We start from the raw sequence: 24,180 nt of genomic DNA on the forward strand, positions 1-24,180 counted from the left end.
GATGCGGATCCGGCCGCGGCGACGCGCCGCCGAATGCCCGCTGCGCCGGATCCTGTCGGCCGGCGTCGTGCTCGCCCTGGTGGTGCCGGCGTACGGCTGCCGGGTCGAGCTGACCCCGCCCGGCGCGCCCACCACGTGGCCGGCCGCCCAGGCCCGCCACTGGCAGTGGCAGTGGCAGGTCACCGGGCCGCTCGACCCGGCGGTCGACGCCGAGGTCTTCCTGCTCGACCCGGTGGCCACCACGGCCGCCCAGACCGCCGAGCTGCGCTCCCGGGACCGTCGCCTGATCTGCCAGGTGCACGTCGGCTCGGTCCGATCGGCCGACCCGGACGCCAGCCGGTTCCCGGCCGCCGTGCAGGGCTCGCCCGGCCGCCGGCCCGGCAGCCGGTGGCTGGACGTCCGGGGGTGGGACGCGCTGGAGCCGGCGCTCGCCGACCGGTTCCGGCTCTGCCGGGGCAAGGGCTTCGGCGCCGTGGCGCTGGCCGACGCCGACGGGTACGCGTCTCGCACCGGCTTCCCGCTCGACTTCGACGACCAGTTGCTGTTCAACCGCCGGCTGGCCCAACTGGCCCGGTCGCTGGACCTCTCCCCCGGGCTGGTCAACGACGTGCCGCAGCTCGCCGCGCTGGCCCCGGACTTCGACTTCGCGGTCAACGAGGAGTGCGTCCGGCTGGGCCAGTGCGCCAAGCTGCTGCCGTTCGCCGACGCCGACAAGCCGGTCTTCCACGTCGAGTACACCGGCTCGACCGACGACTTCTGCGTCACCACCGTCGGCTACGGCTTCGCCTCGATCCTCAAGGAACGGACGCTCGACGCCTGGCGCGAACCCTGCCCCCTGCCCTGACCCCTCACCTCGTGCCCTGCCGCGCCGATCCAGGGAATCCCCCCGGATCGACGCGGAGCGTGCGGGCGCCGCGGGTCAGGGCACCGGCACCAGCTCCGGGGCGGGGGCCGGCGGATCGGCGGGGGCGGGCGCCGTGCGCGGGCGCAGGAAGCGCGGGGTCCACCAGTTGGCGTCGCCGAGCATCGTCATCAACGCCGGCAGCACCACGCCCCGGATGATCGTGGCGTCCAGCAGGATCGCCGCCGCCAGGCCGATGCCGAGCTGCTTCATGTCGATCGTGCTCAACGTGGCGAAGATCGAGAACACCCCGACCATCACGACCGCCGCGCTGGTCACCACGCCGGCCGACGAGGTGATCCCGTACGCCACCGCGTCCCGGTTGGACATGCCGGCCCGGATGCCCTCGCGAATCCGGCTGACCACGAAGACGTGGTAGTCCATCGAGAGGCCGAAGAGCACCACGAAGAGGAACAGCGGTAGCCAGGACACGATCGCGCCCATCGACGTGAAGCCGAGTGGCCCCGCCGCCCAGTCGCCCTGGAAGACCAGCACCAGCAGCCCGTACGCGGCACCGGCGGAGAGCAGGTTCAGCACGATCGAGCTGGCCGCCACCACCACCGACCGGAACGTGAACATCATGACCAGGAACGTGAGCACCAGCACGAAGCCCATCACCAGCGGTAGCTTGTCCCGGACGTGCTGCGCGTAGTCCTCGCTGTCGGCCACACTGCCGCCGACCGCGTACTCGATGCCGGGGATGCCCCGCAGCTCGGCCGGGACCAGGTCGGCACGCAGCTTCTCCAGCGACTGCACGGAGCGGTCGTCGCGGCTGGCGTACGGGGTGGCGACGTCCAGCACCGACACCCGCCGGTCGGCGGACACCTCGATCTTCGGGCCGTCGGTCTCGGTCGGAGCGAACAGCGGGTCACCGGCGGCCCTGGCGGCCAGGTCGGTGAGCGCGGCGTGGACCCGGTCGGCCTGCTCGGCCGGTGCCCGGACGGCCACCACGTGGTTGGTGCCGGTGCTCGGGAAGGCGGCGGTGAGCCGGTCGTACGCCTGCATGGCCGGGGTGGTGCGTGGCAGATCCTCCATGCCGGGGAACTTCAGCTTCATACCGAGTGCCGGGGCGGCCAGCGCGAGCAGCAGCCCGACGGAGATGACCAGCGTCGGCACCGGGGCGCGCAGCGCGGGGCGGAGCACCGCTGGCCAGAGTCGGGGCGAGCGGGGCTCGCCGTGCCGGCCGGTGCGTGGCGCGGTCAACCGCCAGAGCAGCGGAACCCGGGGCCGGTCGACCCAGCGGCCGAGCTTGGCCAGCAGGGCGGGCAGCACCGTCAGCGAGCCGACCACCGCGACCGCGACCACCAGGATCGAGCCGACGGCCAGGGACGAGAAGACCACGTCGCCAGCGAGCAGCAGCCCCGCCATCGAGATGATCACGGCGAAGCCGGAGACCACCACGGCGTGCCCGGAGGTCTCCGCGGCGATCTCCACCGCGTCCAGGCCGGAGCGGCCCTTGGCGCGTTCCTCCCGTTCCCGGCGGACGTAGAACAGCGAGTAGTCGACCCCGACCGCCATGCCGATCAGCAGGATCACGGGTGCCGTGGTGTCGGTGGCGGGCACCAGGTGCGAGGCGAGGGTGGACAGACCCATCGCGGCGGCGACCGAGGAGAGCGCCAGCAGCACCGGCACGCTGGCCGCGATCAGCGCACCGAACGCGATGATCAGGATGGCCAGGGTGACCGGGAGGCTGAGCAGCTCGGCACGCTTGAAGTCCTTGCCCAGCGTGTCGTCGAGGGCCTGGTTGATCGACGGCCCGCCGACCTGCTCGACGCGCAACCGCGGGTGCGCGTCCTGGACGGTGGAGGTGGCGTCGCGCAACGGCTGCACCCGGTCCGACGCGGTACCGGGGTCACCGGACATGGTGATCGGCAGCAGGAGCGCCGAGCCGTCCCGGGCGGTGACCGGCTGGCCGACCTCGGCGACCCCGGTGACCGTACGCAGCCGGGCCGCCGCGTCGTCCGCCGCCGCCTTCGCCGCCGCCGGGTCCAGCGCGCCGCCCCGGGAGGTGATCAGGACGTTCTCCACGGCCGGGTCGGCGAAGTCGCCGGAGTCCACGATCAGGCCGGCCCGGCCCGTCTCGCCGATCGCCTGGTCGCCGCTGGTGGCCTCGTTGAGACCGGCGGCGTTGCCACCGACGAAGCACACCGCCACGAACACGGCCCACAGCGCGATCGCCCGCCACGGGTGCTCGGCGCTCCACCGCGCCATCCGCACCGTCACCGGTCTTGTCCGCATCTCGGGTCCCCCTGTCACGTCAACCCCCTGTCAACGGTGCTGACGTTAGGAGCGTGACGAGGCGGTCACATCGGGGATCGGCCCCGGCCGTCCCCGGAGAAAGGTCCACCCCGTCGGCGGGACCGCTCGGGCCGCAGGGCGGGCATCAGCCCGCGATTCGGACAACCGCCAGGGTCCAGCCCGGAACGGTCGGCCGCGACCCGCCGACGGGGACCCGGAACCGACTCCGGGTCATCCCCGAAGGGAACCCCGGGGGCGGGGCTGGCACCGCGGGCAGCTGTACGAGGAGCGGTTCATGAACGCCTCGCGGCGGACCGGCGCGCCGCACCGCCGGCACGGCTCACCCTCCCGGCCGTAGACGTTCAGCGCACGGTCGAAGTAGCCGCTCTCGCCGTTGACGTTGACGTAGAGGGCGTCGAAGCTGGTCCCGCCCTCCTTGATGGCCTCACCGAGCACGTCGCGGACGTGGCCGAGCAGACGCTGCGCGGCCGGGCCGGTCAACGCGTCGGTGGGGCGGGTGCCGTGCAGCCCTGCGCGCCAGAGCGCCTCGTCGGCGTAGATGTTGCCCACGCCCGAGATCAGGGTCTGGTCGAGCAGTGCGCGCTTCACCTCGGTCCGCCGGCGACGCAGCGCCGCGACGAAGGCCGCGTCGGAGAACTCCGGGTCCATCGGGTCGCGGGCGATGTGCGCGATCTCCGCGGGCAGCTCGGCACCACCCTCGCTGACCGAGAGCCCGCCGAACGTGCGCTGGTCGACGAAGCGCAGCTCCGGCCCGTCGTCGGCGAACCGGAACCGCACCCGCAGGTGGGTCTCGTCCGGGGTGCCGGGCGGCTGGAGCAGCAGCTGACCGGACATGCCGAGGTGCCCGATCACCGCGTCACCGCTGTCCAGGGGCAACCACAGGTACTTGCCGCGCCGTCGGACGTCCAGCACGGTCCGGCCGGCGAGCACGTCGGCGAAGTGCGCGCCGCCGGGGACGTGCCGGCGAACGGCGCGCGGGTGTCGAACCTCCACCGAGGCGATCCGGCGACCGGTGACCCACTGGGCCAGCCCCTGCCGGACGGTCTCCACCTCGGGCAGCTCAGGCACGGCGGTGCCCCGCCTGACGATCGTCGGCGGGCCGGCCACCGCCGTCGGCGGTCGGGCCCCCGCCGTTGCTGCTGGGGCCGGCACCGTTGGGCTGCTCCGCCGCCACGTCGGCCGGCATGACCTGCGCCGCGTGGTCGGCCTGCTCGGTGCGGGCCGCCCGCTCGGCCTGCTCCAACGGCCCGACCGACTCCTCCGGAGCGGGCGCGCCGTCCTGGCCGTCCTGGTCGGCGAGCATCCGCCACGCCGCCTCGGCGGCCCGCTGCTCGGCCTCCTTCTTGCTGCGCCCGTCGGCGCCGCCGTACCGGTTGCCGGCCACCACCACCCAGGCGGTGAACGTCTTGAGGTGGTCCGGGCCGGTGCCCTCGATCCGGTACTCGGGCACGCCGAGCCCGAGTGCCGCGGTCAACTCCTGGAGGCTGGTCTTCCAGTCCAGGGCGGCGCCCCGACCGGCCGACTCGGCCATCAGCGGGTCGAAGAGCCGGTGGATGACGAGCCCCGCGGTGTCCAGCCCGTACTGGAGGTAGATCGCACCGAGCAGCGCCTCCAGGGTGTCGGCGAGGATGCTCGCCTTGTCCCGGCCGCCCGTCGTCTCCTCGCCCTTACCGAGCAGCAGGTACGCGCCGAGGCCGTCCGGGCCCAGGCCACGGGCCACGTCGGCGAGCGCGCGCATGTTGACCACGCTCGCGCGGAGCTTGGCCAACTGCCCCTCGGGCAGGTCCGGGTGGTTGTGGAAGAGCGCCGTGGTGATCACCACGCCGAGCACCGAGTCGCCGAGGAACTCCAGCCGCTCGTTGGTCGGCAGGCCGCCGTTCTCGTACGCGTACGAGCGGTGGGTCAGCGCGCGTTGCAGCAGGTCGGGTTCCAGGCTCACGCCGAAGGCGGCTTCCAGGTGACCGACGGACGCCTGCCGCCGCTTGTCGTTGCTCATGATGTGCGTACCTCGGTGTCGGTGGAACGGTCTGTGCGGTCCGTCGCGGCGTCGCCGTCGAGCAACGCGGAGATCAGGTCGGTGGCGCGGCGCCGCCACAGGTGGGCGGCGAGGGCGATGCCGGAGGCGACGTCGTCGGCCCGTGCGGCACCGTGGCAGATGACCACCGTTCCGGCCACGCCGAGCAGGGCGGCGGCGCGGGGGGCGCCACCACCGACGGGCGGGCCGCCGGCCATCGCGTACGCGCCCTCGATCGCCTTGAGCAGCACGTTACCGGTGAAGCCGTCGGTGACCACCACATCGGCGCGCGCGCCGAGCGCCACGTCGTACCCCTCGACCAGGCCGACGTAGCGCGCGCCTCCGGGTAGCGGCTCGACGGTGAGCAGGGGGTCGGTGGCCCGGCGGACCCGGTCGCCCTTGCCGGCCTCGGTGCCGACGGACAGCAGCCCGACCCGGGGTTCGACGACCGAGTGCGCCACCGCGGCGTACGCGGCGCCGAGCACGGCGTGCCGGGCGAGGGTGGCCGGGCGGGGCTCCAGCGAGCCGCCCACGTCGAGCAGGACGACCGGCCCGGCGACGGCGGGCAGGGTGGCGACCAGGGCGGGTTGGCGGATCTCCGGCCAGCGGCCGAGGCCGAGCACGGCGGCGGTGACGGTGGCGCCGGTGGAGCCGGCGGAGACCAGGGCGTCGGCGGTTCCGTCGCGGACGGCGGTGACAGCGGCGCGGACGGTGCTCTCCGCGCGGGCGGCGCTGGGATGGTCGGCCATGCCGACGGCGTCGCGGACGGGCCGCACCGTGATCCGGGCGCGTTGGGCCGGATCGAGGGCAGCAATCAGCCCGTCGGCCACCTCACTCGGGCCGACGAGCAGCAGATGCAGGTCGGGGTCGGCGCGCACAGCCCGCAGAGCGCCGTCAACCACGACGGCGGGAGCGTCGTCCCCGCCGAGGAGGTCAACGGCGATCCGCGCGGTGCCCGGCTCCACCGGGACGTCGACCGGGTTGGGCCGGCCGGCGTCGGTGGGAGCCGGGGCACCGGGCGAATGCCAGGGTGCGCGCGCCGCCCGACCTGGGGTCGGGGGCGTCACTCGGCGTCCAGGTCAGACCTCGAGAACCTGGCGGCCGTTGTAGGTGCCGCAGACGGAGCAGGCGGCGTGCGGCAGCTTCGGGGACTTGCACTGCGGGCACGCGATGGTCGCGACCACGGTCGCCTTCCAGTTCGCCCGGCGGGACCGGGTGTTGCTGCGCGACATCTTGCGCTTCGGGACGGCCACGGTTCTTACTCCTCTGTACGGGTCAGTTGCGACAGGCCTACCCAACGCGGGTCGATCTGCTGGTGACTGTGGTCGGCCGGCAGATCGTCCCAGTGCGCCCCGCAGTCGGGGCACAGTCCTGGGCAGTCCTCCCGGCAGAGCGGGTTGGTCGGCAGCGTGAGCACCAACGCGTCCCGCAGCGCCGGCTCCAGGTCGATCAGATCGCCCTGCATCCGGCCCACCTCGTCCTCGTCGGTCGTGACGTCCGTGGTGCTGTTCTCGTACGCGTACAGCTCCTGGATCGTCACGGCCATCGAGTCGTTGATCTCGCGCAGGCAACGGCCGCACTCGCCCCGGACGGGACCGGTGATGGTCCCGGAGACGAGCACGCCCTCGGACACCGACTGCAACCTCAGGTTGAGGTCGAGGTCCGCGCCCTCCGGCACGCCGATCAACTCCACGCCGAGGTCCGCCGGTGCCGGCACGACCCGCTGGACCTCACGCAACGCGCCAGGGCGGCGCGGCAGGTCCCTCGTGTCGAGGACCAGCGGCGACCTGGGGTCGAGTGTCGATGGCGAGTGCTTGGGCATAGTTAGACTCCGGCCGGTGTGAGGCCGACAAAAAAGGTTACCTGGACGACCGCCCGACAGTCGAACCGGGGGCGACGCCGCCTAAGCATGTCGGCTGGTGAAGTGCCGCTCAGAAGGGTAGCGGGCGTTCCGCCTCATCCCCAGCGAAGGTGCCGATCTCCCGCAGCGCGTGCATCTTGTCCCGGCCGCGCTCTATCGAGGCGAGCGCCCGGGTGAGGAACTGCTCGAAGTTGGCCAGAGCGGTGTCGACGTAGTCGTCGACCTCCTCCCGCAGGCGCTGCGCCTCGGCCCGCGCCTCGGCGATGATCCGGGCGCCCTCGTGCTCGGCCGACACAGTGATCTCGTTCACCGAGACCAGGCGGGCGTGTTCCGCCTCACCCTCGCTGATGATCCGGTCGGCCTCGCGCTTGCCGGCTTCCATGATCTTGTCGCGTTCCTCCAGCAGCGCGGCGGCGCGACGCAGGTCGGCGGGGAGGTCGGCGCGCATCTCGTCGAGGGCAGCGATCATCTCACCCCGGTCGACCATGCAGTTGTTGCGCGACATGGGGACGGAGCGGGCCTGCTCCACCATGGTGATCAGTTCGTCGATGCGATCGAGCGGGTCCACCGGTCCTCACTCCCTGTCGTTCGTCGGCCGACCTCCATGATGCGGGCTACGGCCGGTTCCCCGCTCTACCAATCATGGCGTGCTCGCCCCACACGTGCCCCATCCACCCCAACCCGGCGCGTCGCGACACCATCGCGTTGCGCGACCGCAGCGAACCAGACCCTCGTCGATTCCGCACCCTCTCGCGGGGCAAATGCCGCAGAGGCGCACGATCCATCGACCGCAGGCGCGCGATCGGCGGGACGCGGAGGAGGCAGGGAGGGGTTACGGGCGGGGGCCGAGGCGGGACTGGAGGGCTTCCCGGACCGGGTCGGGAACGTGGGCGGAGATGTCCCCGCCCCACTTGGCGACGTCCTTGACGAGGCTGGAGGAGAGGAACGAGTAGAGCGGGTTGGTCGGCATGAACAACGTCTCGACGCCGGCCAGCCCGATGTTCATCTGGGCCATCTGCAACTCGTAGTCGAAGTCGCTGACCGCCCGCAGGCCCTTGATCAGCACGCTCGCCTGCTGGGCCCGGCAGAAGTCGACCAGCAGCCCCCGGAACGACTCGACCCGCACGTTGCCGTACGAGGCCGTCACCTCGCGGAGCATGTCGATGCGCTCCTCGACGGTGAACAGGCCACTCTTCGACTGGTTCACCAGCACGCCGACGATCACCTCGTCGAAGAGCCGGCTGGCCCTGCCGATGATGTCGAGGTGTCCGTTCGTGACCGGATCGAACGAGCCGGGACACACCGCACGTCTCATGATCGGCGACCGTACCAAAGGGTGGTCTCGCCGTAACGGCGACTGCGCTCGGCAGTGATCCCGTCCACCCAGTCGACCGGCCCGGTGCGGCTGGACCGCTCCACCACCACCAGCGCGTCGGGCGCCAGCCAGCCACCGTCGACCAGCGTCGTCTGCAGCGCGGTGATCTCCGCGTCCGGCACGGCGTACGGCGGGTCGGCGAAGACCACGTCGTACGGCCCATCGTCCGGGCCGGCGGCCAGCACCGTCGCCACCTTGCCGGTCACCAGGTGGACGGCGGCGCCCGCCCGCAGGGCCGCCACGTTCTCCCGGATCACCCGGGCCGCCCGAGAGTCGGACTCGACCAGCAGGACGTGCCGGGCACCCCGGGAGAGCGCCTCCAGCCCGACGGCGCCGGAACCGGCGTACAGGTCGGCGAAGCGGGCACCGTCGAGGTCGACCTCGGCCTGGACGGCACTGAACAGCGCCTCCCGGACCCGGTCGGAGGTGGGTCGGGTGCCGGCGCCGGGCGGCGCGGCGATCCGCCGGCCGCCGAGCGTCCCGGCCACGATCCGGGTCACCGTCTCCTCCTGCTCATGACACCGACGCTACGCGAGCCGACGGAGGCACCGACCAACACCATCGGTATCACCTGGGCGAGCACATAATCACTATTCGTATATCAATGATCTCACATTCATAACATCAGTCTTAGCGAATCCTGAGGGCTGTATCACCCGCGACGATCTCGCTAGGGTCGGCCGGGTGTCGGCGGCCACCCGCCGGCTCACGGCTCGGGAGAGCACCCAACAGCGGACGTGCAGCTACCGTCCGTCCACTGCGCTCCCGTGCCACACACCCCGACGCTTCAGCACTCCAGGAGTACCCGTGATCCGTCCCAAGCTGTCGCTCCGGCGACCGCTGGCCGTCCTGGGAGCCGCCCTCATCGGGCTCACCGGGGCCGTCGCGGTGGCCGCCCCAGCCAGCGCCCACCACACCACGATCAGTGCCACCGCCGGCTGTGACCGACTCACCGGTGAGCGCGTGATCACCTGGAAGGTGGTGAACAGCGAGGTCAACAAGGGCGCGACGCTCCACAAGGTGATCGCCGAGCCGAACACCCCCGTGACCGTGGCCATGGAGGGCGGGAAGACGGTCCCGCTGGAGGGCTGGGTCATCCCCGAGGGCTCCTCCGTGGAGGCTACCCAGCGCGTGCCCGGCAACACCGCCAGCGCCAAGCTGACGGTGCACGGCAGGTGGTTCAAGGAGGGCCAGAAGACCGAGAAGAACACCAACGACGGCAGCATCAACCTCGCCGCCGACAGCTCCTGCACGCCGGCGCCGAAGTGCATCGACGCCGACAAGGCCAAGTACAGCCACACGTTCGACGGTCCGAAGGGGACCGCCACCGTCAAGCTCGACGGTGACCTGCCGCTCTGCGGCGAGGGCAAGCAGTGGTTCACGCTCGTGTCGTACTTCGCGCCGCGGCCGCAGTTCGCCACCCCGCAGTACGTGTACGGGACGCCGGACAGCGACTTCATCAGCGGCACCCAGACCGAGATCAAGCTGAACGTCGAGATCCCGGACTGCCACACCCAGGTCGACCTGATCTGGGGCGACGTGGAGCAGGTCATCGACCCGCTGGTCGAGGGCGGCAAGCGGTACGACAACAAGAAGCTGGGTTCGCCGGGCGCGCCGGGTAACCGTTCCTCCGGCCCGCAGGGCTGGTACAACGGCGGGGACAAGAGCTGCACCACCCCGGCCTCGACCTTCGCGTCCGCCTGCGACGGTTCGGTGGCGGTCTCGCTGACCAACGACGGCAAGATCAGCAAGTACGCGGTCGAGTTCGAGGTCAAGGGCGAGAACGGCTTCTCCAAGAAGGTCTCCGTCGCGGCCGGCAAGGCCGACACCAGCATCGTGGTTCCGGCCGCCGACGCCGGCAAGATCGAGGTGCTGGTCGACGGCGAGGTGATCGAGAACGGCACGTACTCGTGGCAGCGCCCCGAGGACTGCCCGCTGCCGGCCGTGACCACCAAGGCCGACTGCAAGAACTTCGCTCTCACCGTGACCAACCCCAAGGGCGGTCTCCCGGTGAAGGCCACCTTCACCTACGGCGACAAGACCGAGACCCGTACGGTCGCGGCGGATTCGTCGGAGACGGTGACCTTCAAGGCCGGCAAGGCCGAGACCGCTCTGGTCGCCCTGCCTGACCTGGACCTCGAGCTGCAGGCGGCCTACGCGCCGGAGGAGAACTGCGGCGGCGGGGGCGCCGGCGGCGAGGAGCCGGGCCTCCCGGTCACCGGTGCGGCGGCGGGCGGCATCGCCGCCGGTGCCATCGCCCTGCTGATCGCGGGCGCGGTGCTCTTCGTCATCGCACGGCGTCGTCGGGTGACCTTCACCGCCTGACCTGAACTGCGCTGAACCCGAGGGCGCGTCGACCATCCGGTCGGCGCGCCCTCGGCGTTTCCCCGCCCGGCACGCGCCGGACATGGCTCGATGCACGACAACTCGAAAAAGCGCCGACGGTCGGGCCGATCGTCAGCCCTTCTCCAGGTACTCCGCGCGGTCCTCGTCGACCAGGGCCGCGACCGACGCGGCCAGCGCCGGGTTGCGGGTCAGCTCCGGATCCTCCTCGACCAGGGCGATCGCCTCGGCCCGGGCGTCGCGAATCAGGTCGGCGTCGCGCAGCAGGGACAGCAGCCGCAGGTGCGAGCGCCGGCCGGACTGGGTGGCGCCCAGCACGTCGCCCTCGCGGCGCTGCTCCAGATCCAGCTCGGCGAGCTTGAAGCCGTCGCCGGTCGAGGCGACCGCGTCCAGCCGTTCCCGAGCCGACGATCCCTCGGCCGCCTCGCTGACCAGCAGGCAGAGCCCGGCAGCCGCACCCCGGCCGACCCGGCCACGCAGCTGGTGCAGCTGGGAGACACCGAACCGGTCGGCGTCCAGCACGATCATCACGGTCGCGTTGGGTACGTCCACGCCGACCTCGATCACGGTCGTCGCCACCAGCACGTCCAGGTCGCCGGCGGCGAAGGAGCGCATCACCGCGTCCTTCTCGTCGGCCGGCAGGCGGCCGTGCAGCACCCCGATCCGCAGCCCGTTCAGCGGCCCCTCGGCCAGCAGCGGAGCCACCTCGGTCACCGCGAGCGGCGGCCGTCGCCCGTTGTCGTCCACCGGCGGCGGCTCCTCCTCGGAGGCAGGACCGTCCCCGATCCGCGGGCACACCACGTACGCCTGGTGGCCGGCGGCCACCTCCTCGCGCAGCCGGCGCCACGCCCGGTCCAGGAAGGCCGGTCTCTCGGCGGCCGGCACCACGTGCGAGGCGATGGGCGAGCGGCCACGGGGCAGCTGGGAGAGGGTGGAGACCTCCAGGTCGCCGTAGACGGTCATCGCCACGGTGCGCGGGATCGGGGTGGCGGTCATCACCAGCACGTGCGGCGGCTGGTCGGCCTTGGCCCGCAGCGCGTCGCGCTGCTCCACCCCGAAGCGGTGCTGCTCGTCGACGACCACCAGGCCGAGGTCGGCGAAGTCGACCCCCTCGTACAGCAGCGCGTGGGTGCCCAGCACGATGCCGGCGGCGCCGCTGGCGACCTCGCCGAGTGCGCGACGGCGGGCCGCCGCGCCCAACGAGCCGGTGACCAGCTCGACGCGGGTGGCGTGCTCGGCGGAATCCAGCTCGCCGGCACGGCCGAGGGGCCCGAGCAGGTCGAGCATGCCCCGGTGGTGTTGCGCGGCCAGCACCTCGGTCGGCGCCAGCAGCGCCGCCTGGCCGCCGGCGTCGACCACCTGGAGCATCGCCCGCAACGCCACGACCGTCTTGCCCGAACCCACCTCGCCCTGCAACAGCCGGTGCATCGGGTGCGGAACGGCGAGGTCGGCCGCGATCTCCACGCCGACCTCGCGTTGACCGGCGGTCAGCTCGTACGGCAGGCGGGCGTCGAAGGCGTCCAGCAGCCCTCCGGCACGCGCGGGGCGGGGCCGGGCCGGCCAGTCGGCGGCCCGGTGCTTGCGCTGCACCAGGGTCAACTGCACGGCGAACGCCTCGTCCCACTTGAGCCGGTGCCGCGCCCGGTAGAGCTCCTCCTTGCTGGACGGCCGGTGGATCTCCCGCAGGGCGCTGCCCAGCTCCACCAGCTTGCGGCTGGCCCGCACGCTGGCCGGCACCGGGTCCTCCGGCGGGGTGAAGGTGTCCAGCACGACCCGCACGCAGCGGGCGATCACCCAGGTCGGCACGGCCGCGGCGGCCGGGTAGACCGGGATCAGCGCGCCGGCGAACTCCTCGATCTCGTCGCTGACCGCCGCCTCGCCCTCGCCGCCCTCGCCGAGCAGGACGTACTCCGGGCCGTTGAGCTGGCGCTTGCCGCGGAACTCGGTGACCTTGCCGGCGAACAGCCCCCACCGGCCGGGACGCAGCTCCCGCTCGCGCCACGCCTGGTTGCCGAAGAAGGTCAGCGTCAGCAGCCCGCCGGAGTTGTCGCCGACGGTCACCTCCAGCAGGTTGCCCCGGCGCTGGCGCATCGGGCGCACGGCGGTGCGCTGCACCTGGGCCAGCACGGTGACCTGCTCGCCCACGTCGAGCGAGCGGATGTCGGTGTGCTCGCCGCGCTCGTCGTAGCGGCGCGGGAAGTGGTAGACCAGGTCACCCGCGGTGTGCAGGTCGAGGTGGGAGGCGAGCGCCTTGGCCGTCTTGTCCCCGACCAGCTTCTTCAGCGGAGTGTCCACCGTGGACGGCTCGCTCATTCGACCCCCACCAGGAGCGGATAGTACGGCTGGCCGCCCGGGTACGCCTGCACCTCGACGAACGGCCAGCGCCGCGCGACGTGCGCGCGGACGGCATCGGTGAGCCCGGCGGGGGCATCCACCCCGGCCAGCAGGGTGACCAGCTCCCCGCCACCGCCGAGCATGCGGTCGACCACGGCCGCGCAGGTGTCGGTCAGGTCGGTGCCGATGAGGTGCACCTCCCCCTCGACCAGCGCCAGCACGTCGCCGGGGCGGCACGGGCCGGCGACGGTCAGCGCCTCCCGGCTGGCGTGGCAGACCTCGGCGTAGCGGCAGGCCCCGGCCGCCTCGGCCATGGCGATCACGTCGTCCTCGAAGCGGCGGCCGCCGTCGCGGACCGCGAGGGCGGCCAGCGCCTGCACCGGCGAGCGGGTCGGCACCACGCTCACCTTGATGCCGTACGCGTGTGCCTCGCGGGCCGCCGCGCTCGCCACCGCCTCGGTGTTGGGGTCGTTGGGCAGCACCACCACCCGGGCCGCGCCGGTGCTGCGCACCGCGTCCAGCAGCTCGCCGGTGGACGGGTTGCCCGGCACGACGGTGGCGCCCTCCGCGGCGAAGAGCCCGGCGATGCCGACGCCGGTGGCCACCACCACGGCGGCCCGGCCGTCCGTCGCCGGGCCGGCGAACGGCTCCGGCTGGTCGGCGAAGCGGGTCACCGAGATGCGGTATGGGCGACCGGCGACGACCCCCGCCTCGACGGCCGCACCCACGTCGTTGACGTGCACGTGCACGTTCCAGGTGCCTTCCGGCTCGCGCCCGTCGCCGACGACCACCAGCGAGTCGCCCAGCGCGTCCAGCGCCCGGCGCATCCCGGCCACCGCCTCCGCTCCGGCGTCGAGGAGGAACTGCACCTCGTAGGCGTACTCGTCGGAGCCGGTCTCCCGGGCGACGGTGGCCGCCGGCCGGGCGGTGCGCGGCGCCGGCGCGAGCCGGGAGGCGACCTCCCCCGTGAGCACCTCGACCAGGGCGTCCAGCAGCACGCAGAGCCCCCGGCCGCCCGCGTCGACCACGCCGGCGCGGGCCAGGGCCGGCAGCTGCTCGGGGGTCCGGGCGAGCGCCTCGGCCGACGCCCGCGCCGCCGCCCGGGCCACCGCCGGCAGGTCGTCGCTGTCGGCGTGCTCCGCCGCGAGGGCGGCCGCGCCGACCACGGTGAGCAGGGTGCCCTCCACCGGCCGGGCGACCGCCGTGTACGCCGCGGCGGTGCCGGCCCGCAACGCGGCGGCCAGCTCCCGGCCACGCACCGCCGGCGCGGCGGCGACCGCGTCGGCGAAGCCGCGCAGGATCTGCGAGAGGATCACCCCGGAGTTGCCGCGCGCGCCGAGCAGCGCGCCCTGGGCCATCAGCCGCAACGCGTGCCCGTGGGCCGTCGGCCCGCTGTCCGGAAGGGTGTCCAGGTCCATCGCCAGGGCCTGCTGGGCCGAGGTGAGGGTGAGCACCAGGTTGGTGCCCGTGTCGCCGTCGGGCACCGGATAGACGTTGAGCTGGTCGATCTCACCCTGGTGGCGCTTCAGCGCGGCCAGCCCGCTCGCGCACCAGCGGCGGACCGCGGCGGCGTCGAGGGTGTCCAGCACGGCCAGAAGCCTACTGGCGCGCACCGACACGCGTCGGACTCGTCGGCGTGTCCGGCCCGCCTCCACCGCGGGCGGTGATCCGGGCGCCGGTGGTCGGGGTGGAGCGTCGGGTAGCGTTGCGGCCGGACCGGTCCGCCAGACCGCAGAAGTGACCAGCACCACCGGCGGGCCGCGGCGCGGGCGGTTGCCCCGCCGGGCCGGTTGGCCGTGTCGGCAGGTCATCGGGTAACCTGACCAGGTTGCCCGGGCAGCACCTGCCGGCGACCTCATGAACGTTTCAATCCCAGGAGTATCCCGTGGCTAGCGTGTGCGACGTCTGTGGCAAGGGACCGGGCTTCGGCCACAACGTGTCCCACTCGCACCGGCGGACCAACCGCCGCTGGAACCCGAACATCCAGTCGGTGCGTACCCCGGCCGGTGGCGGCAACACCAAGAAGTTGCAGGTCTGCACCTCGTGCATCAAGGCCGGCAAGGTCACCCGCGCCTGACGCGGTAGCACCCACCTTCTCGTTCGGCTCAGCCGGCGGACCCTGTGGTCCGCCGGCTCTGTCGTGTCCGGGCGAGGTCGCTGACGACTAGGCGACGCGGCGGGCCGACCCGGGCCGGCGCCCGGTTAGGGTCGCGCTGCGTCGGGCGTCCGGTCCGGCGCGGACGGAAGGGGTGACGGTGCAGCTGGACCTGGGCCGGGACGAGATGGTCATGGTGGGCTCCGCGCTGGACCTGCTGCGAGGGCTCGGCGATCTGCTGCCCGCCGACAGTGTGGTGTTGCTCGAGGAACCCGACCTGATCCGCAGCCGTGACCTGGAGCGGCACTGCGCCGCGCTGCCGTTCGTCTCGCGTGTGGTGGCGGCCGAGTACCAGACCGGCCTGGACCCGGCGGCACTGCTCGCCCGGGAGCCGGGGCTGGCCGCCGCGCGTCTGGTGGTGCCCGGCCAGGAGTACGCGGTGGTCGCGGCGGCTCGGTTGGCCGACGCGCTCGGCCTGCCCGGTGCCGGCGTCAAGGCCGCCGAGATCTTCACCGACAAGCACCGGATGCGGATGCTCGCCTCGGCCGCCGGCCTGACCAACCCGGCGTTCGCGCTGGTGGGCACCGCCGCCGAGGCGACCGCGTTCGCCCAGCGGCACGGTGGGCGGTGCGTGCTGAAGCCGACCCGGCGGGCCGGCAGCCTCGGCGTGCAGATCGTCACCGATCCGGCGCTGATCGCCGCCGCCTGGGCTGCCAGCGCCGACCCGGAGGCATCCCCCGACACCACCGCCCGGGGCCTGCCCACGGCCGTCCTCGCCGAGCAGGTGCTGATCGGCACCGAGCACAGCGTCGAGCTGCTGGTGGCCGACGGCGAGGTGCGCTTCGGCAACGTCACCGACAAGCGGGTGCTGGCCGGCGCAAGGCCGGTGGAGACCGGCCACACGGTGCCGTCCGCGCTGCCCGAGGATGCCCGGCGGGAGTTGCTCGACGTCGCCACCCGACTGGCCGGCGCCGCCGGTTTCCGCACCGGCGTGCTGCACAGCGAGTGGATCCGCACCGCCGACGGCCCCGCGTTGGTGGAGTGCGCCGCCCGGCTGCCCGGTGACCTGATCAGCTCACTGGTCTCGGTCTCCTACGAGTGCGGGTTCGTCGGGGCGTACCTGCGGACGCTGCGCGGCGAACGGCCCGCCCTGCCGGCACGGCCGACCGGCGCGGCGGCGGTGGAGTTCCTGCTCCCCGCGCCCGGCACGGTCACCGCCGTGGACGGGGTGCGCGCCGCCCGCCGGGTGTCCGGCGTGCTGGACGTCACGGTGGGCGTGACGGTCGGCGACCAGGTGCAGGAGGTCACCTCGTCGACCCGGCGCAGCGGCCAGGTCCTGGCCTGGGGCGCCGACCCGGCGGAGGCGACCGACGCCGTCACCCGGGCGGCGGGAGAGATCCGGATCACCACGGGCTGACAGCCGACCGGCGGGCTGGACCGGCCGGATCAGAGGGTGCGGCCGAAGGAGACGCAGCCCTCCGCGTCCTTGTAGAAGCCGAAGTTCGGGATCTGCTCGTAGCCGGCGGACGTGTACATGGCGATCGCCTCGGGCTGCTTGTCCCCGCACTCCAGGACCAGCCGCTTGCGGCCCTGCTCGCGAGCCGAGCGCTCGACGGCGGCCAGCACCGCGCGCGCCACACCCCGCCCACGGGCCGTCGGGGCGGTGTACATCCGCTTCAGCTCCGCCGTGTCCGCGCCGTGGCTGCGCCAGCCACCGCAGCCGACCGGTTCGCCGGCCAGGTAGGCGACGAGGAATGCGCCGTCCGGCGGCTCGAACTCGGCCGCGTCCACGGGGGTGTCGTCGCCGGTGCCGCCGTAACGGGCACCGAGGTCGGCCAGTGCGGCAGTGATCAGCTGCTGCGCCACCGGCGCGTCGAACCGCACCACCCGAATCTCGATCTCACTCACGGTTTCCAGGGTACGGCGGGCGCGGGCCCTCACCGGAAGTGGTCCCAGCCCCGCGGGCCGTCGTACGAGGCACCGTCGACGGTGACCCCGGCACCGGCCGTGACCAGGCCGATCTGCCGCCAGCCCGGCGGCAACGCCACCGCCGGGGGGAAGGTCGCGGCCAGCGCGTGGTCCTCGCCACCGGCCAGGATCCAGGTGTACGGGTCGACGCCGAGCGCCTGCGCGGCGTCGGCCATCTGCCGGGGCACCTCGAAGGCGTCCCGGCGCACGTCGATCGCCACCCCGCTGGCCGTCGCCACGTGCCCGAGGTCGGCGAGCAGCCCGTCCGACACGTCGATCATGGAGGTGGCGCCGAGCCGGGCGGCCTGCGGCCCGGCCGGGTACGGGACCTGCGGCCGCCGGTACGCCTCGACCAGCAGCCGGGGCGTACGGAAGCCACGGGTGAGCACGGTCAGTCCGGCCGCCGCGTACCCGGTGCGGCCGGCCAGGGCCAGCACGTCGCCGGGGCGGGCACCGGAGCGCACCACGGGTGGGCGGCCGCCGAGGTCGCCCAGAGCGGTGACTGCGATGGTCAGGGTGGGACTGGACGACATGTCCCCGCCGACCACGCTCGCGCCGACCGTGGCCGCCTCGGCGCCCAGCCCGTCGGCCAGTTCCTCGGCCCAACTGGTGTCCAGGTCCGCCGGCATGCAGAGGGCGACCAGCAGGGCGGTCGGGGTGGCACCCATCGCGGCGATGTCGGCCAGGTTGGCCGCGGCGGCGCGGTGCCCGACGTCCCGGGCCGAGCACCAGTCCCGCCGGAAGTGCCGCCCGTCGACCAGCACGTCGGTGGAGGCCGCCACCCGGCCGTCCGGGGCGGCCACCACGGCGGCGTCGTCCCCTGGGCCGAGCAGGGTCGACGGCCCGGTCGGCAGCCGGGCGGTGATCCGCCCGATCAACCCGAACTCGCCGATCGCAGCCACGCTGGCACCACCGCCGGCGCTCTGCCCGTTCTGCCCGGCTCCGCCGCGCTCGCTCACCGCTGCTCCTTGACCACCGATAGGGATCAGACCTGGTCCGTAAGGTAGTTTCACCCTTCGGGCCGCCCCTGGGCGGCGACGGACGGAGGTCGAGTCGTGGTACAGGCGTACATCCTCATCCAGACCGAGGTCGGCCGGGCACGTGACGTGGCCGGTCTCATCGCGGACCTTGCCGGCGTGGTACGCGTCGACGCCGTCACCGGGCCGTACGACGTGGTCGTCCTCACCGAGGCGAACACCGTCGACGAACTCGGAAAACTCATCGTCAGCAAGGTGCAGATGGTGCCCGGCATCACTCGCACCCTCACGTGTTCGGTGGTGCGGCTGTAAGTGGACGAGACCGAGACCTCCTCCTCCGCGACTCTCGACGACGGGCCCGGCGCGACGCGCGACGTGGCCGACGGTACCGGGCCGGCTGACGGTCCCCGCGAGCCGGCCGCCGACGCGCCGGCCGGGCGGGACCGGACCATGCGCGGCGCCGCCCTGCTGGCCACGTTGATCGCCCTGCCGGTCACGCTGCTGGTGGCCGTGCTGGCCTTCGGCAAGCTCTCCCCGGCCGAGCCGGACGCCACGCCGAGCCCCTCGGCGACCACCGCACGGGCGCAGTCCACCGCCCCGGTCGAGATGGCCGCCCCGGCGCTGGCCGCCCGCCCGGCCACGGTCTGCCGGGCGCTGCTCTCCCAGCTGCCGCAGAGCATCCGCGACCTGAACCAGCGCCCGGTCACCGCCGGTCCGGAGCAGAACGCCGCGTACGGCGACCCGGCGCTCACCGTGGCCTGCGGCGGCCCGCAGCCGACCGTCCCGGCCACCGACGAGGTCTGGAGGGTGAACGCGGTCTGCTGGCACTCGGTCGTGCAGGACGACGCGACCGTGCTCACCACGGTCGACCGGGAGACGCCGGTCACGGTGCGCGTCCCGCGCTCGTACGAGCAGCCGTTGCAGTGGGTGTCGCCGGTCTCCGACGCGGTCGTGGCGTCGGTGCCCTCCGGTGGCACCCCGCCCGCCGGCTGCCGGAGCTGATCCGACCGGCGCCCGGCCCGGAGAAGCGGGCCGGGCTCGTCGTCGTGATGGCCGCTCAGTGCAGGCCGACGCCGCGTCGCTGGGCGGTGCGGATCAGCCGGTTGACCAGCTTCGGGTACTCCAGGCCGGAGGCCGCCCACATCCGCGGGAACATCGACGTCGGGGTGAACCCCGGCATCGTGTTGATCTCGTTGAGGTAGATGTCCAGCTCGGGGGTGACGAAGAAGTCGGCGCGGGCCAGGCCGGCGCAGTCCAGCGCGGTGAACGCGCGGACGGCGTACTCCTGCACCTGGCGGGTCACCCTCTCCGGCAGGCCGGCCGGGATGTCGTACTCGCAGGAGTCGTCGAGGTACTTCGCCTCGAAGTCGTAGAAGTCGTGGTCGGCGACGACCCGCACCTCGGCCAGCACGGAGGCCTCGGGCGCGCCGCCGGCCTCGCCCTCCAGCACCCCGCACTCGACCTCGCGGCCGATGATCGCGGCCTCGATGATGACCTTCGGGTCGAACTGCCGGGCGGTGGCGACCGCCTCGTCGAGCTGCGCCCAGTCGGTGACCCGGGTGATGCCGAACGACGAGCCGGCCCGGGACGGCTTGACGAAGACCGGCAGGCCGAGCCGCTCCTTGTCCTGCTCGCTGAGCGTCATGCCGTTGCGCAGCACCGCGTACGAGCCGACGGGGATGCCCTCGATCGCGCAGAGCTTCTTGGTGAACTCCTTGTCCATCGCGGCGGCGGAGGCGAACACGTTCGCCCCGACGTAGGGGATGCCGGCCATCTCCAGCATTCCCTGGATGGTGCCGTCCTCGCCGTACGTGCCGTGCAGCACCGGGAAGACCACGTCCACGTCGGCCAGCGCCCGGGGGCCCTCGGTCGGGTCGAGCACCATCAGCCCGTTGCCGGTGGGGTCGGCGCGCAGCACGATGTCCTCGCCGGACTCGGCGGTGATCTCCGGAAGCTGGCGGGCGTTGATGGCGAGCTGTGCGGGGTCGCCGTCGGTCAACACCCACTGACCTGCCCGGGTGATGCCCACGGGCACCACCTCGTACTCGTCCGGGTCGAGGGCGCCGAACACGCTGCCGGCGCTGACGCAGGAGATGCCGTGCTCCGGGCTGCGGCCGCCGAAGACGATCGCCACGCGGGTCTTGCCTGGGGTGGTCACTCCGGTCACCTCTTCGTACGCGACTGCGGCTGGTCGTGCTCGCCGGTGGCGCTCACCCGGTTGACCTTACTGTGCGTGGCGATGGGGCGAGGCGATACCCGGTGAGCCACGGCACGACACGGCATTCGGTCAACAGAGGATATACGGTGCGTGACGGGATGTCCGGTGGCGCGCGGCGGCGCTGGCCGGGGGTGGGTCAGTCGCGGGAGTGCCGGCGGCCGACCGCGATCACCTTGACCCGCTGCCGGCCGGCCCGCACCATGCCCAGCGCCATGAACGCGCCGGCGATCCGGTCGGCGGCCTCCCGGCTGCTGGCACCGACGACCTGCCGGCGTCGCTCGGGGGCGGTCCGCTCGTTGCGGTCGATGCCCTCGACGGGACGCACGTCGGTGAGCACCACCAGGAAGCGGGTCATCGCCGGCTGTCCGCATCAACGGCGAGTGGCTCCGGACCGGTACGCACGTCGTCTCCTTCCGGCAGGCCGGGATGGCTGCGGCACGCGGCGATCGGGTACGGGGGAGAAACCCGATCGCCGCGTGCCCCATCCCCTCCGGTCGCTCACCACCACCGTCGCCACGACAACCGGCGGTGAGGACGCGATGACAGATTGACACGTGTACAGCAATGAATGCAACTCTCATCGACGTTCTCTCATGCAGACGTTCCCACAGAAGTATGCGACCATCGATGCATGGCCCCGAAGACCGCCCGCGCCCGCCGGCTCGGCATCGCCCTCCGCCACCACCGGGAAGCCGCCGGGCTGACGCTGGAGACCGCCGCGGATGAAATCAACAGCACCCGCAGCACCCTCTCCCGCTACGAGAACGCCCAGACGCTGATCAGCCCCGCCACCGTGCGCGCCCTGCTCACCTCGTACGGGGTGGGCGCCGACGAGGTGGCCGCGGCGGTGCAGCTCGCCAAGGACGCCCGCAAGCCGGGCTGGTGGGTGTCGTACTCCTACCTGCTCGATCCCCGCACCATCGACTTCATCGCCCTGGAGGCCGAGGCCACCGCCATCGCCAACTTCGAGCCCTCGGTGGTGCCCGGCCTGCTGCAGACCGCGGACTACATCCGGGGCGTGATGCGCGGCGGGCCGCACACCCTCGGCGACGAGCTGGTGGAGCAGCGGGTCAGGATCCGCCTCGACCGGCAGCAGCGGCTCAGCGGCGACGACCCGCCCATCCTCGACGCGATCATCGACGAGGGCGCGTTGCTGCGCCCGGTCGGCGACCGGTCGGTGATGGACGGGCAGCTGCGCCACCTGGTCAAGATGGCCGAACTACCGAACATCACCGTCCAGGTGATCCCACTCTCCGCCGGCTACCACCGGGGCACCCGGGGCTCGCTGCACATCCTGGAGTTCGCCGACCCGGAGGACCCGATCATCGCCTCGGTGGAGACCGTCGCCGGCCAGATGATCCTCGACCGCGCCGGCGAGACGCGTACCTGCACCAAGATCATGGAGCATCTGCGGAGCGTGGCGCTCAGCCCGGCGGACAGCCGCGACCAGCTCCTGTCACTCCTGAAGGGACGGTAGATCCGATGACCCCGACGATCACAGCGGCACTGGCCACGGCGGCGTGGCGCAAGAGCAGCCGCAGCGGCGACCAGGGCGCCTGCGTGGAGGTGGCCGCGATCCCGCGGCTGGTGGCCGTCCGCGACTCCAAGGATCCGGCCGGCCCGGCCCTGCTGTTCCCGCCGGCCGCCTGGGCCGCCTTCGCCCAGGCCCCGCCCCGCCACTGACCGGGCGGGGCGGCCGGGGCGTGCTCAGGCCACCAGCGGGCTGGCCTCCGGTACGGCGCGCAGCGCCTCCAGCGCGGCGATCGCCACCCCGCGGGCACCGGCCATGTCCCGCTCCGGCACCAGGGCGAAGGTGGCCACCGCCGCCTGCTCCTCCCGGAGGACGGTGTGCTCGCGCACCGTCGCCAGGAACCAGTCACGGAACTCCGGCGCCGCCTCCACCACCCCGCCGCCGACGAAGTACGCGTGCGGGTCGGTGAAGTTGGCCGCCACGGTGAACAGCCGGCCCAGCGCCATCGCCTGCTGGGTGAAGAGGTCCCGGGCCAGCGCGTCCCCCCGCTCGCCGTAGCCCCGGACCAGCTTCGCCGCCCGCGCGACCGGCTCCGCGGCGAGCGGGTGGTCGGGGTGGCGGGTCAGCCAGTACGGCAGCAGGTTGCGCTCGATGCCGGTCAGCGAGGCGACGCTCTCGACGTCCCCCGTGAAGCCGCAGGCGCAGGTCGGCTCCGGCTGCCCCGGGCCGAGCAGCCCGTTCAGCGGGATGTGCACGTGACCGAGCTCGCCGGCCATCCCGGCCGCGCCGGCGATCACCCGGCCACCCTCGACCACCCCGCCGCCGAGGCCGGTGCCGACGATCGCGGAGACCGACGACCGGTTCATCGCCTCGGCGCCGAAGTACACGTGGTGGGCGTAGAGCGCCGCCGCGTTGCCGTCGTTGTGGTAGACCACCGGCAGGCCGAGCCGCCGCTCCAGCGCGCCCCGCACGTCGAAGCCGCGCCAGGCCGGCTGCGAGAAGTTGGTGGAGCCCCGCGACGAGATGACACCGGCAGCACTGGCCGGGCCGGGAGTGTCGAGCCCCACCGCCCGGACCAGCTCGCGCGGTACGCCGGTGTGCGCCAGGGCGCCGTCCAGCGCCCGGGCCAACGCCTCGATCGCCGCGTCCGGCCCGGCCCGGACCTCGCTGGGGATCTCCAACAGCCCGTCCACCAGGAACCGGCCGTCCACCGTCAGCACGGTGGCGTTGTTGCTGGTGCCGCCGTTGTCCAACCCGACGACCACCGGCACCCCTGCGCTGCCCACCGAAACCGCCTCCCGCCGTCGTGAGTGTGAGCCGAGGCTAGTGCGTACGCCTCTGCCCCGCCACGTCCACCCTCCCCGCCCGGGCGGGGAGGGCCTGCCCCTGTGCTGTCCCGGCGACGACCAATTGGTGCGGCCAGCCCATCGCCGCCGGTCGCGGCTCAGCCGGGCCGGCGGGCGATCACCGCGGTGGCGTCCAGGTTCTCGTCCTGCCGCACGGCCGGCATCAGCCCGAGGGCCTCGAGCGCCGCGCACAGCGCGTCGGCCTGCCCGGCGCTGACCTCCACGGCGAGGTGTCCACCGGGCGCCAGCCACCGGGTCGCGCCGTCTGCCACGCGACGGAGCACGGTCAGCCCGTCCGGGCCGCCGTCGAGCGCCACTGGAGCCTCGTGCAGCCGCGCCTCGGCCGGCATCAGCTCCACCTCGGCCGTGGGCACGTACGGGGCGTTGGCGACCACCAGGTCCAACCGGCCCTGCCAGTGCGCTGGCAACGGCGCGAACAGGTCGCCCTCGTACACCTCGGCGGGCAGCCCGGCGAGGTTGCGGCGGGCGCAGGCCACGGCCGCCGGGTCGATGTCGGCGGCGGCCAGCCAGCGGGGCGTGAGCCGGCGCGCCAGGGCGACGGTGGTGGCCCCGGAGCCGCAGCAGAGGTCGACCACGGCCGGTGCCGGGCCGGTCACGGCGGCGGCCGCCTCGACCAGCAGGGCGGTGCGGCCGCGCGGCACGAAGACACCGGCGGCGACGGCGATCCGCAGGCCGCAGAACGCCGCCCAACCGAGCAGGTGCTCCAGCGGTTCGCCGGCCACCCTGCGGTCGGTCAGCTCGGCCAGCGCCGCCGGGGTGTCGGCGGCGGCCAGCAGCAGGTCGGCCTCGTCCTCGGCGTAGACGCAGCCGGCGGCGCGCAGCCGGAGCACGAGGGCGGGTCGGTCGGTGGAGAACGATGGTGCCATGGGAAACCTCCGGGAAGCGCTCACCGGCGCTCCCGTGGCCGCTATCGCGGCGAGGACACGGGAGGACGTGCCGGTCCTGTCGGCTGACGGATCGGACTCACCTCCTCCGGTCGGGGCCCACCGGTGCGGGC

The 24,180-nt window shown here is 73.4% G+C and carries 25 protein-coding genes; 8 read left to right on the plus strand and 17 right to left on the minus strand.

Features of this window, described 5'->3' with window-relative positions:
- The first annotated feature begins 1 nt into the window (after position 1).
- A complete protein-coding gene (locus tag M8C17_RS13265) occupies positions 2-844 on the plus strand; it encodes an endo alpha-1,4 polygalactosaminidase (RefSeq protein WP_252416731.1) in 843 nt (280 codons plus the stop codon).
- A 75-nt stretch (positions 845-919) separates the two neighbouring features.
- Here M8C17_RS13265 and M8C17_RS13270 read toward each other — a convergent pair whose 3' ends face one another.
- From M8C17_RS13270 to rsmD, 9 genes are all read right to left on the minus strand, one after another.
- A complete protein-coding gene (locus tag M8C17_RS13270; protein ID WP_252416732.1) occupies positions 920-3,139 on the minus strand; it encodes an MMPL family transporter in 2,220 nt (739 codons plus the stop codon).
- A 231-nt stretch (positions 3,140-3,370) separates the two neighbouring features.
- A complete protein-coding gene (gene mutM, locus M8C17_RS13275) occupies positions 3,371-4,228 on the minus strand; it encodes a bifunctional DNA-formamidopyrimidine glycosylase/DNA-(apurinic or apyrimidinic site) lyase (protein WP_252416733.1) in 858 nt (285 codons plus the stop codon).
- On the minus strand, positions 4,221-5,156 hold the full coding sequence (gene rnc / locus M8C17_RS13280) for a ribonuclease III (RefSeq protein ID WP_252416734.1): 936 nt from the start codon (positions 5,154-5,156) through the stop codon (positions 4,221-4,223). Before rnc ends, mutM begins: the two co-directional genes overlap by 8 nt.
- A complete protein-coding gene (locus tag M8C17_RS13285; RefSeq protein WP_252416792.1) occupies positions 5,153-6,139 on the minus strand; it encodes a phosphate acyltransferase PlsX in 987 nt (328 codons plus the stop codon). The genes rnc and M8C17_RS13285 overlap by 4 nt, the downstream gene beginning before the upstream one ends.
- A 114-nt stretch (positions 6,140-6,253) precedes the next feature.
- A complete protein-coding gene (rpmF, locus tag M8C17_RS13290) occupies positions 6,254-6,427 on the minus strand; it encodes a 50S ribosomal protein L32 (RefSeq protein ID WP_252416735.1) in 174 nt (57 codons plus the stop codon).
- Between the two features lie 5 nt (positions 6,428-6,432).
- Positions 6,433-6,996 (minus strand): DUF177 domain-containing protein, encoded by a 564-nt coding sequence (locus M8C17_RS13295; protein ID WP_252416736.1) that lies wholly within the window; start codon positions 6,994-6,996, stop codon positions 6,433-6,435.
- Between the two features lie 109 nt (positions 6,997-7,105).
- Positions 7,106-7,603, minus strand: a complete 498-nt coding sequence (locus M8C17_RS13300) for a hypothetical protein (RefSeq protein WP_252416737.1) — start codon at positions 7,601-7,603, stop codon at positions 7,106-7,108.
- 264 nt (positions 7,604-7,867) lie between these two features.
- Positions 7,868-8,350 carry a pantetheine-phosphate adenylyltransferase gene (gene coaD, locus M8C17_RS13305; protein WP_252416738.1) on the minus strand — a complete coding sequence of 161 codons (483 nt, stop codon included), beginning with the start codon at positions 8,348-8,350 and terminating at the stop codon, positions 7,868-7,870.
- A complete protein-coding gene (rsmD, locus tag M8C17_RS13310) occupies positions 8,347-8,910 on the minus strand; it encodes a 16S rRNA (guanine(966)-N(2))-methyltransferase RsmD (RefSeq protein WP_252416739.1) in 564 nt (187 codons plus the stop codon). Before rsmD ends, coaD begins: the two co-directional genes overlap by 4 nt.
- 307 nt (positions 8,911-9,217) lie before the next feature.
- On the opposite strand from rsmD, the gene M8C17_RS13315 reads away from it, so the two are divergent.
- Positions 9,218-10,735, plus strand: a complete 1,518-nt coding sequence (locus tag M8C17_RS13315) for a cell wall anchor protein (protein ID WP_252416740.1) — start codon at positions 9,218-9,220, stop codon at positions 10,733-10,735.
- 132 nt (positions 10,736-10,867) lie between these two features.
- Here the strand turns inward: M8C17_RS13315 and recG are convergent, their stop codons facing one another.
- Entirely contained in the window at positions 10,868-13,066 is a 2,199-nt protein-coding gene (recG, locus tag M8C17_RS13320) for an ATP-dependent DNA helicase RecG (RefSeq protein WP_252416741.1), read from the minus strand.
- Positions 13,063-14,676 carry a DAK2 domain-containing protein gene (locus M8C17_RS13325; protein WP_252416742.1) on the minus strand — a complete coding sequence of 538 codons (1,614 nt, stop codon included), beginning with the start codon at positions 14,674-14,676 and terminating at the stop codon, positions 13,063-13,065. Before M8C17_RS13325 ends, recG begins: the two co-directional genes overlap by 4 nt.
- 296 nt (positions 14,677-14,972) lie before the next feature.
- Here M8C17_RS13325 and rpmB point away from each other — a divergent pair, with 296 nt between their 5' ends.
- A complete protein-coding gene (gene rpmB, locus M8C17_RS13330) occupies positions 14,973-15,164 on the plus strand; it encodes a 50S ribosomal protein L28 (protein ID WP_007456456.1) in 192 nt (63 codons plus the stop codon).
- Positions 15,165-15,342: 178 nt separating this feature from the next.
- Entirely contained in the window at positions 15,343-16,599 is a 1,257-nt protein-coding gene (locus M8C17_RS13335) for an ATP-grasp domain-containing protein (RefSeq protein ID WP_252416743.1), read from the plus strand.
- 29 nt (positions 16,600-16,628) lie between these two features.
- Here M8C17_RS13335 and M8C17_RS13340 read toward each other — a convergent pair whose 3' ends face one another.
- Both M8C17_RS13340 and M8C17_RS13345 read right to left on the minus strand, forming a co-directional pair.
- Positions 16,629-17,090, minus strand: coding sequence for a GNAT family N-acetyltransferase (locus M8C17_RS13340; protein ID WP_252416744.1), 462 nt, complete (start codon positions 17,088-17,090; stop codon positions 16,629-16,631).
- Between the two features lie 29 nt (positions 17,091-17,119).
- Entirely contained in the window at positions 17,120-18,052 is a 933-nt protein-coding gene (locus M8C17_RS13345) for a thiamine-phosphate kinase (RefSeq protein WP_374558277.1), read from the minus strand.
- A gap of 153 nt (positions 18,053-18,205) precedes the next feature.
- On the opposite strand from M8C17_RS13345, the gene M8C17_RS13350 reads away from it, so the two are divergent.
- On the plus strand, positions 18,206-18,439 hold the full coding sequence (locus tag M8C17_RS13350; RefSeq protein ID WP_013284547.1) for an Lrp/AsnC ligand binding domain-containing protein: 234 nt from the start codon (positions 18,206-18,208) through the stop codon (positions 18,437-18,439).
- Positions 18,440-19,129 (plus strand): DUF3515 family protein, encoded by a 690-nt coding sequence (locus tag M8C17_RS13355; RefSeq protein ID WP_374558255.1) that lies wholly within the window; start codon positions 18,440-18,442, stop codon positions 19,127-19,129. It begins immediately after the preceding gene.
- A gap of 55 nt (positions 19,130-19,184) precedes the next feature.
- Here the strand turns inward: M8C17_RS13355 and M8C17_RS13360 are convergent, their stop codons facing one another.
- Both M8C17_RS13360 and M8C17_RS13365 read right to left on the minus strand, forming a co-directional pair.
- Positions 19,185-20,285, minus strand: coding sequence for a D-alanine--D-alanine ligase family protein (locus M8C17_RS13360; RefSeq protein WP_252416746.1), 1,101 nt, complete (start codon positions 20,283-20,285; stop codon positions 19,185-19,187).
- A 196-nt stretch (positions 20,286-20,481) separates the two neighbouring features.
- Positions 20,482-20,700, minus strand: a complete 219-nt coding sequence (locus tag M8C17_RS13365) for a hypothetical protein (RefSeq protein WP_252416747.1) — start codon at positions 20,698-20,700, stop codon at positions 20,482-20,484.
- Positions 20,701-20,976: 276 nt separating this feature from the next.
- Here M8C17_RS13365 and M8C17_RS13370 point away from each other — a divergent pair, with 276 nt between their 5' ends.
- Together M8C17_RS13370 and M8C17_RS13375 are read left to right on the plus strand one after the other, a co-directional pair.
- Complete coding sequence (locus tag M8C17_RS13370) at positions 20,977-21,822, plus strand: helix-turn-helix transcriptional regulator (protein ID WP_252416748.1); 846 nt, start codon at positions 20,977-20,979, stop codon at positions 21,820-21,822.
- A 5-nt stretch (positions 21,823-21,827) separates the two neighbouring features.
- Positions 21,828-22,028, plus strand: a complete 201-nt coding sequence (locus M8C17_RS13375) for a DUF397 domain-containing protein (protein ID WP_252416749.1) — start codon at positions 21,828-21,830, stop codon at positions 22,026-22,028.
- Between the two features lie 24 nt (positions 22,029-22,052).
- Here M8C17_RS13375 and M8C17_RS13380 read toward each other — a convergent pair whose 3' ends face one another.
- Positions 22,053-23,102: an ROK family protein gene (locus M8C17_RS13380; RefSeq protein WP_252416750.1), complete on the minus strand. Its 1,050-nt coding sequence runs from the start codon at positions 23,100-23,102 to the stop codon at positions 22,053-22,055.
- 158 nt (positions 23,103-23,260) lie between these two features.
- Entirely contained in the window at positions 23,261-24,049 is a 789-nt protein-coding gene (locus M8C17_RS13385; RefSeq protein WP_252416751.1) for a putative protein N(5)-glutamine methyltransferase, read from the minus strand.
- Positions 24,050-24,180 lie beyond the last annotated feature (131 nt).

The sequence above is a fragment of the Micromonospora sp. RHAY321 genome (genome assembly GCF_023896955.1).
Taxonomy (GTDB): domain Bacteria; phylum Actinomycetota; class Actinomycetes; order Mycobacteriales; family Micromonosporaceae; genus Micromonospora.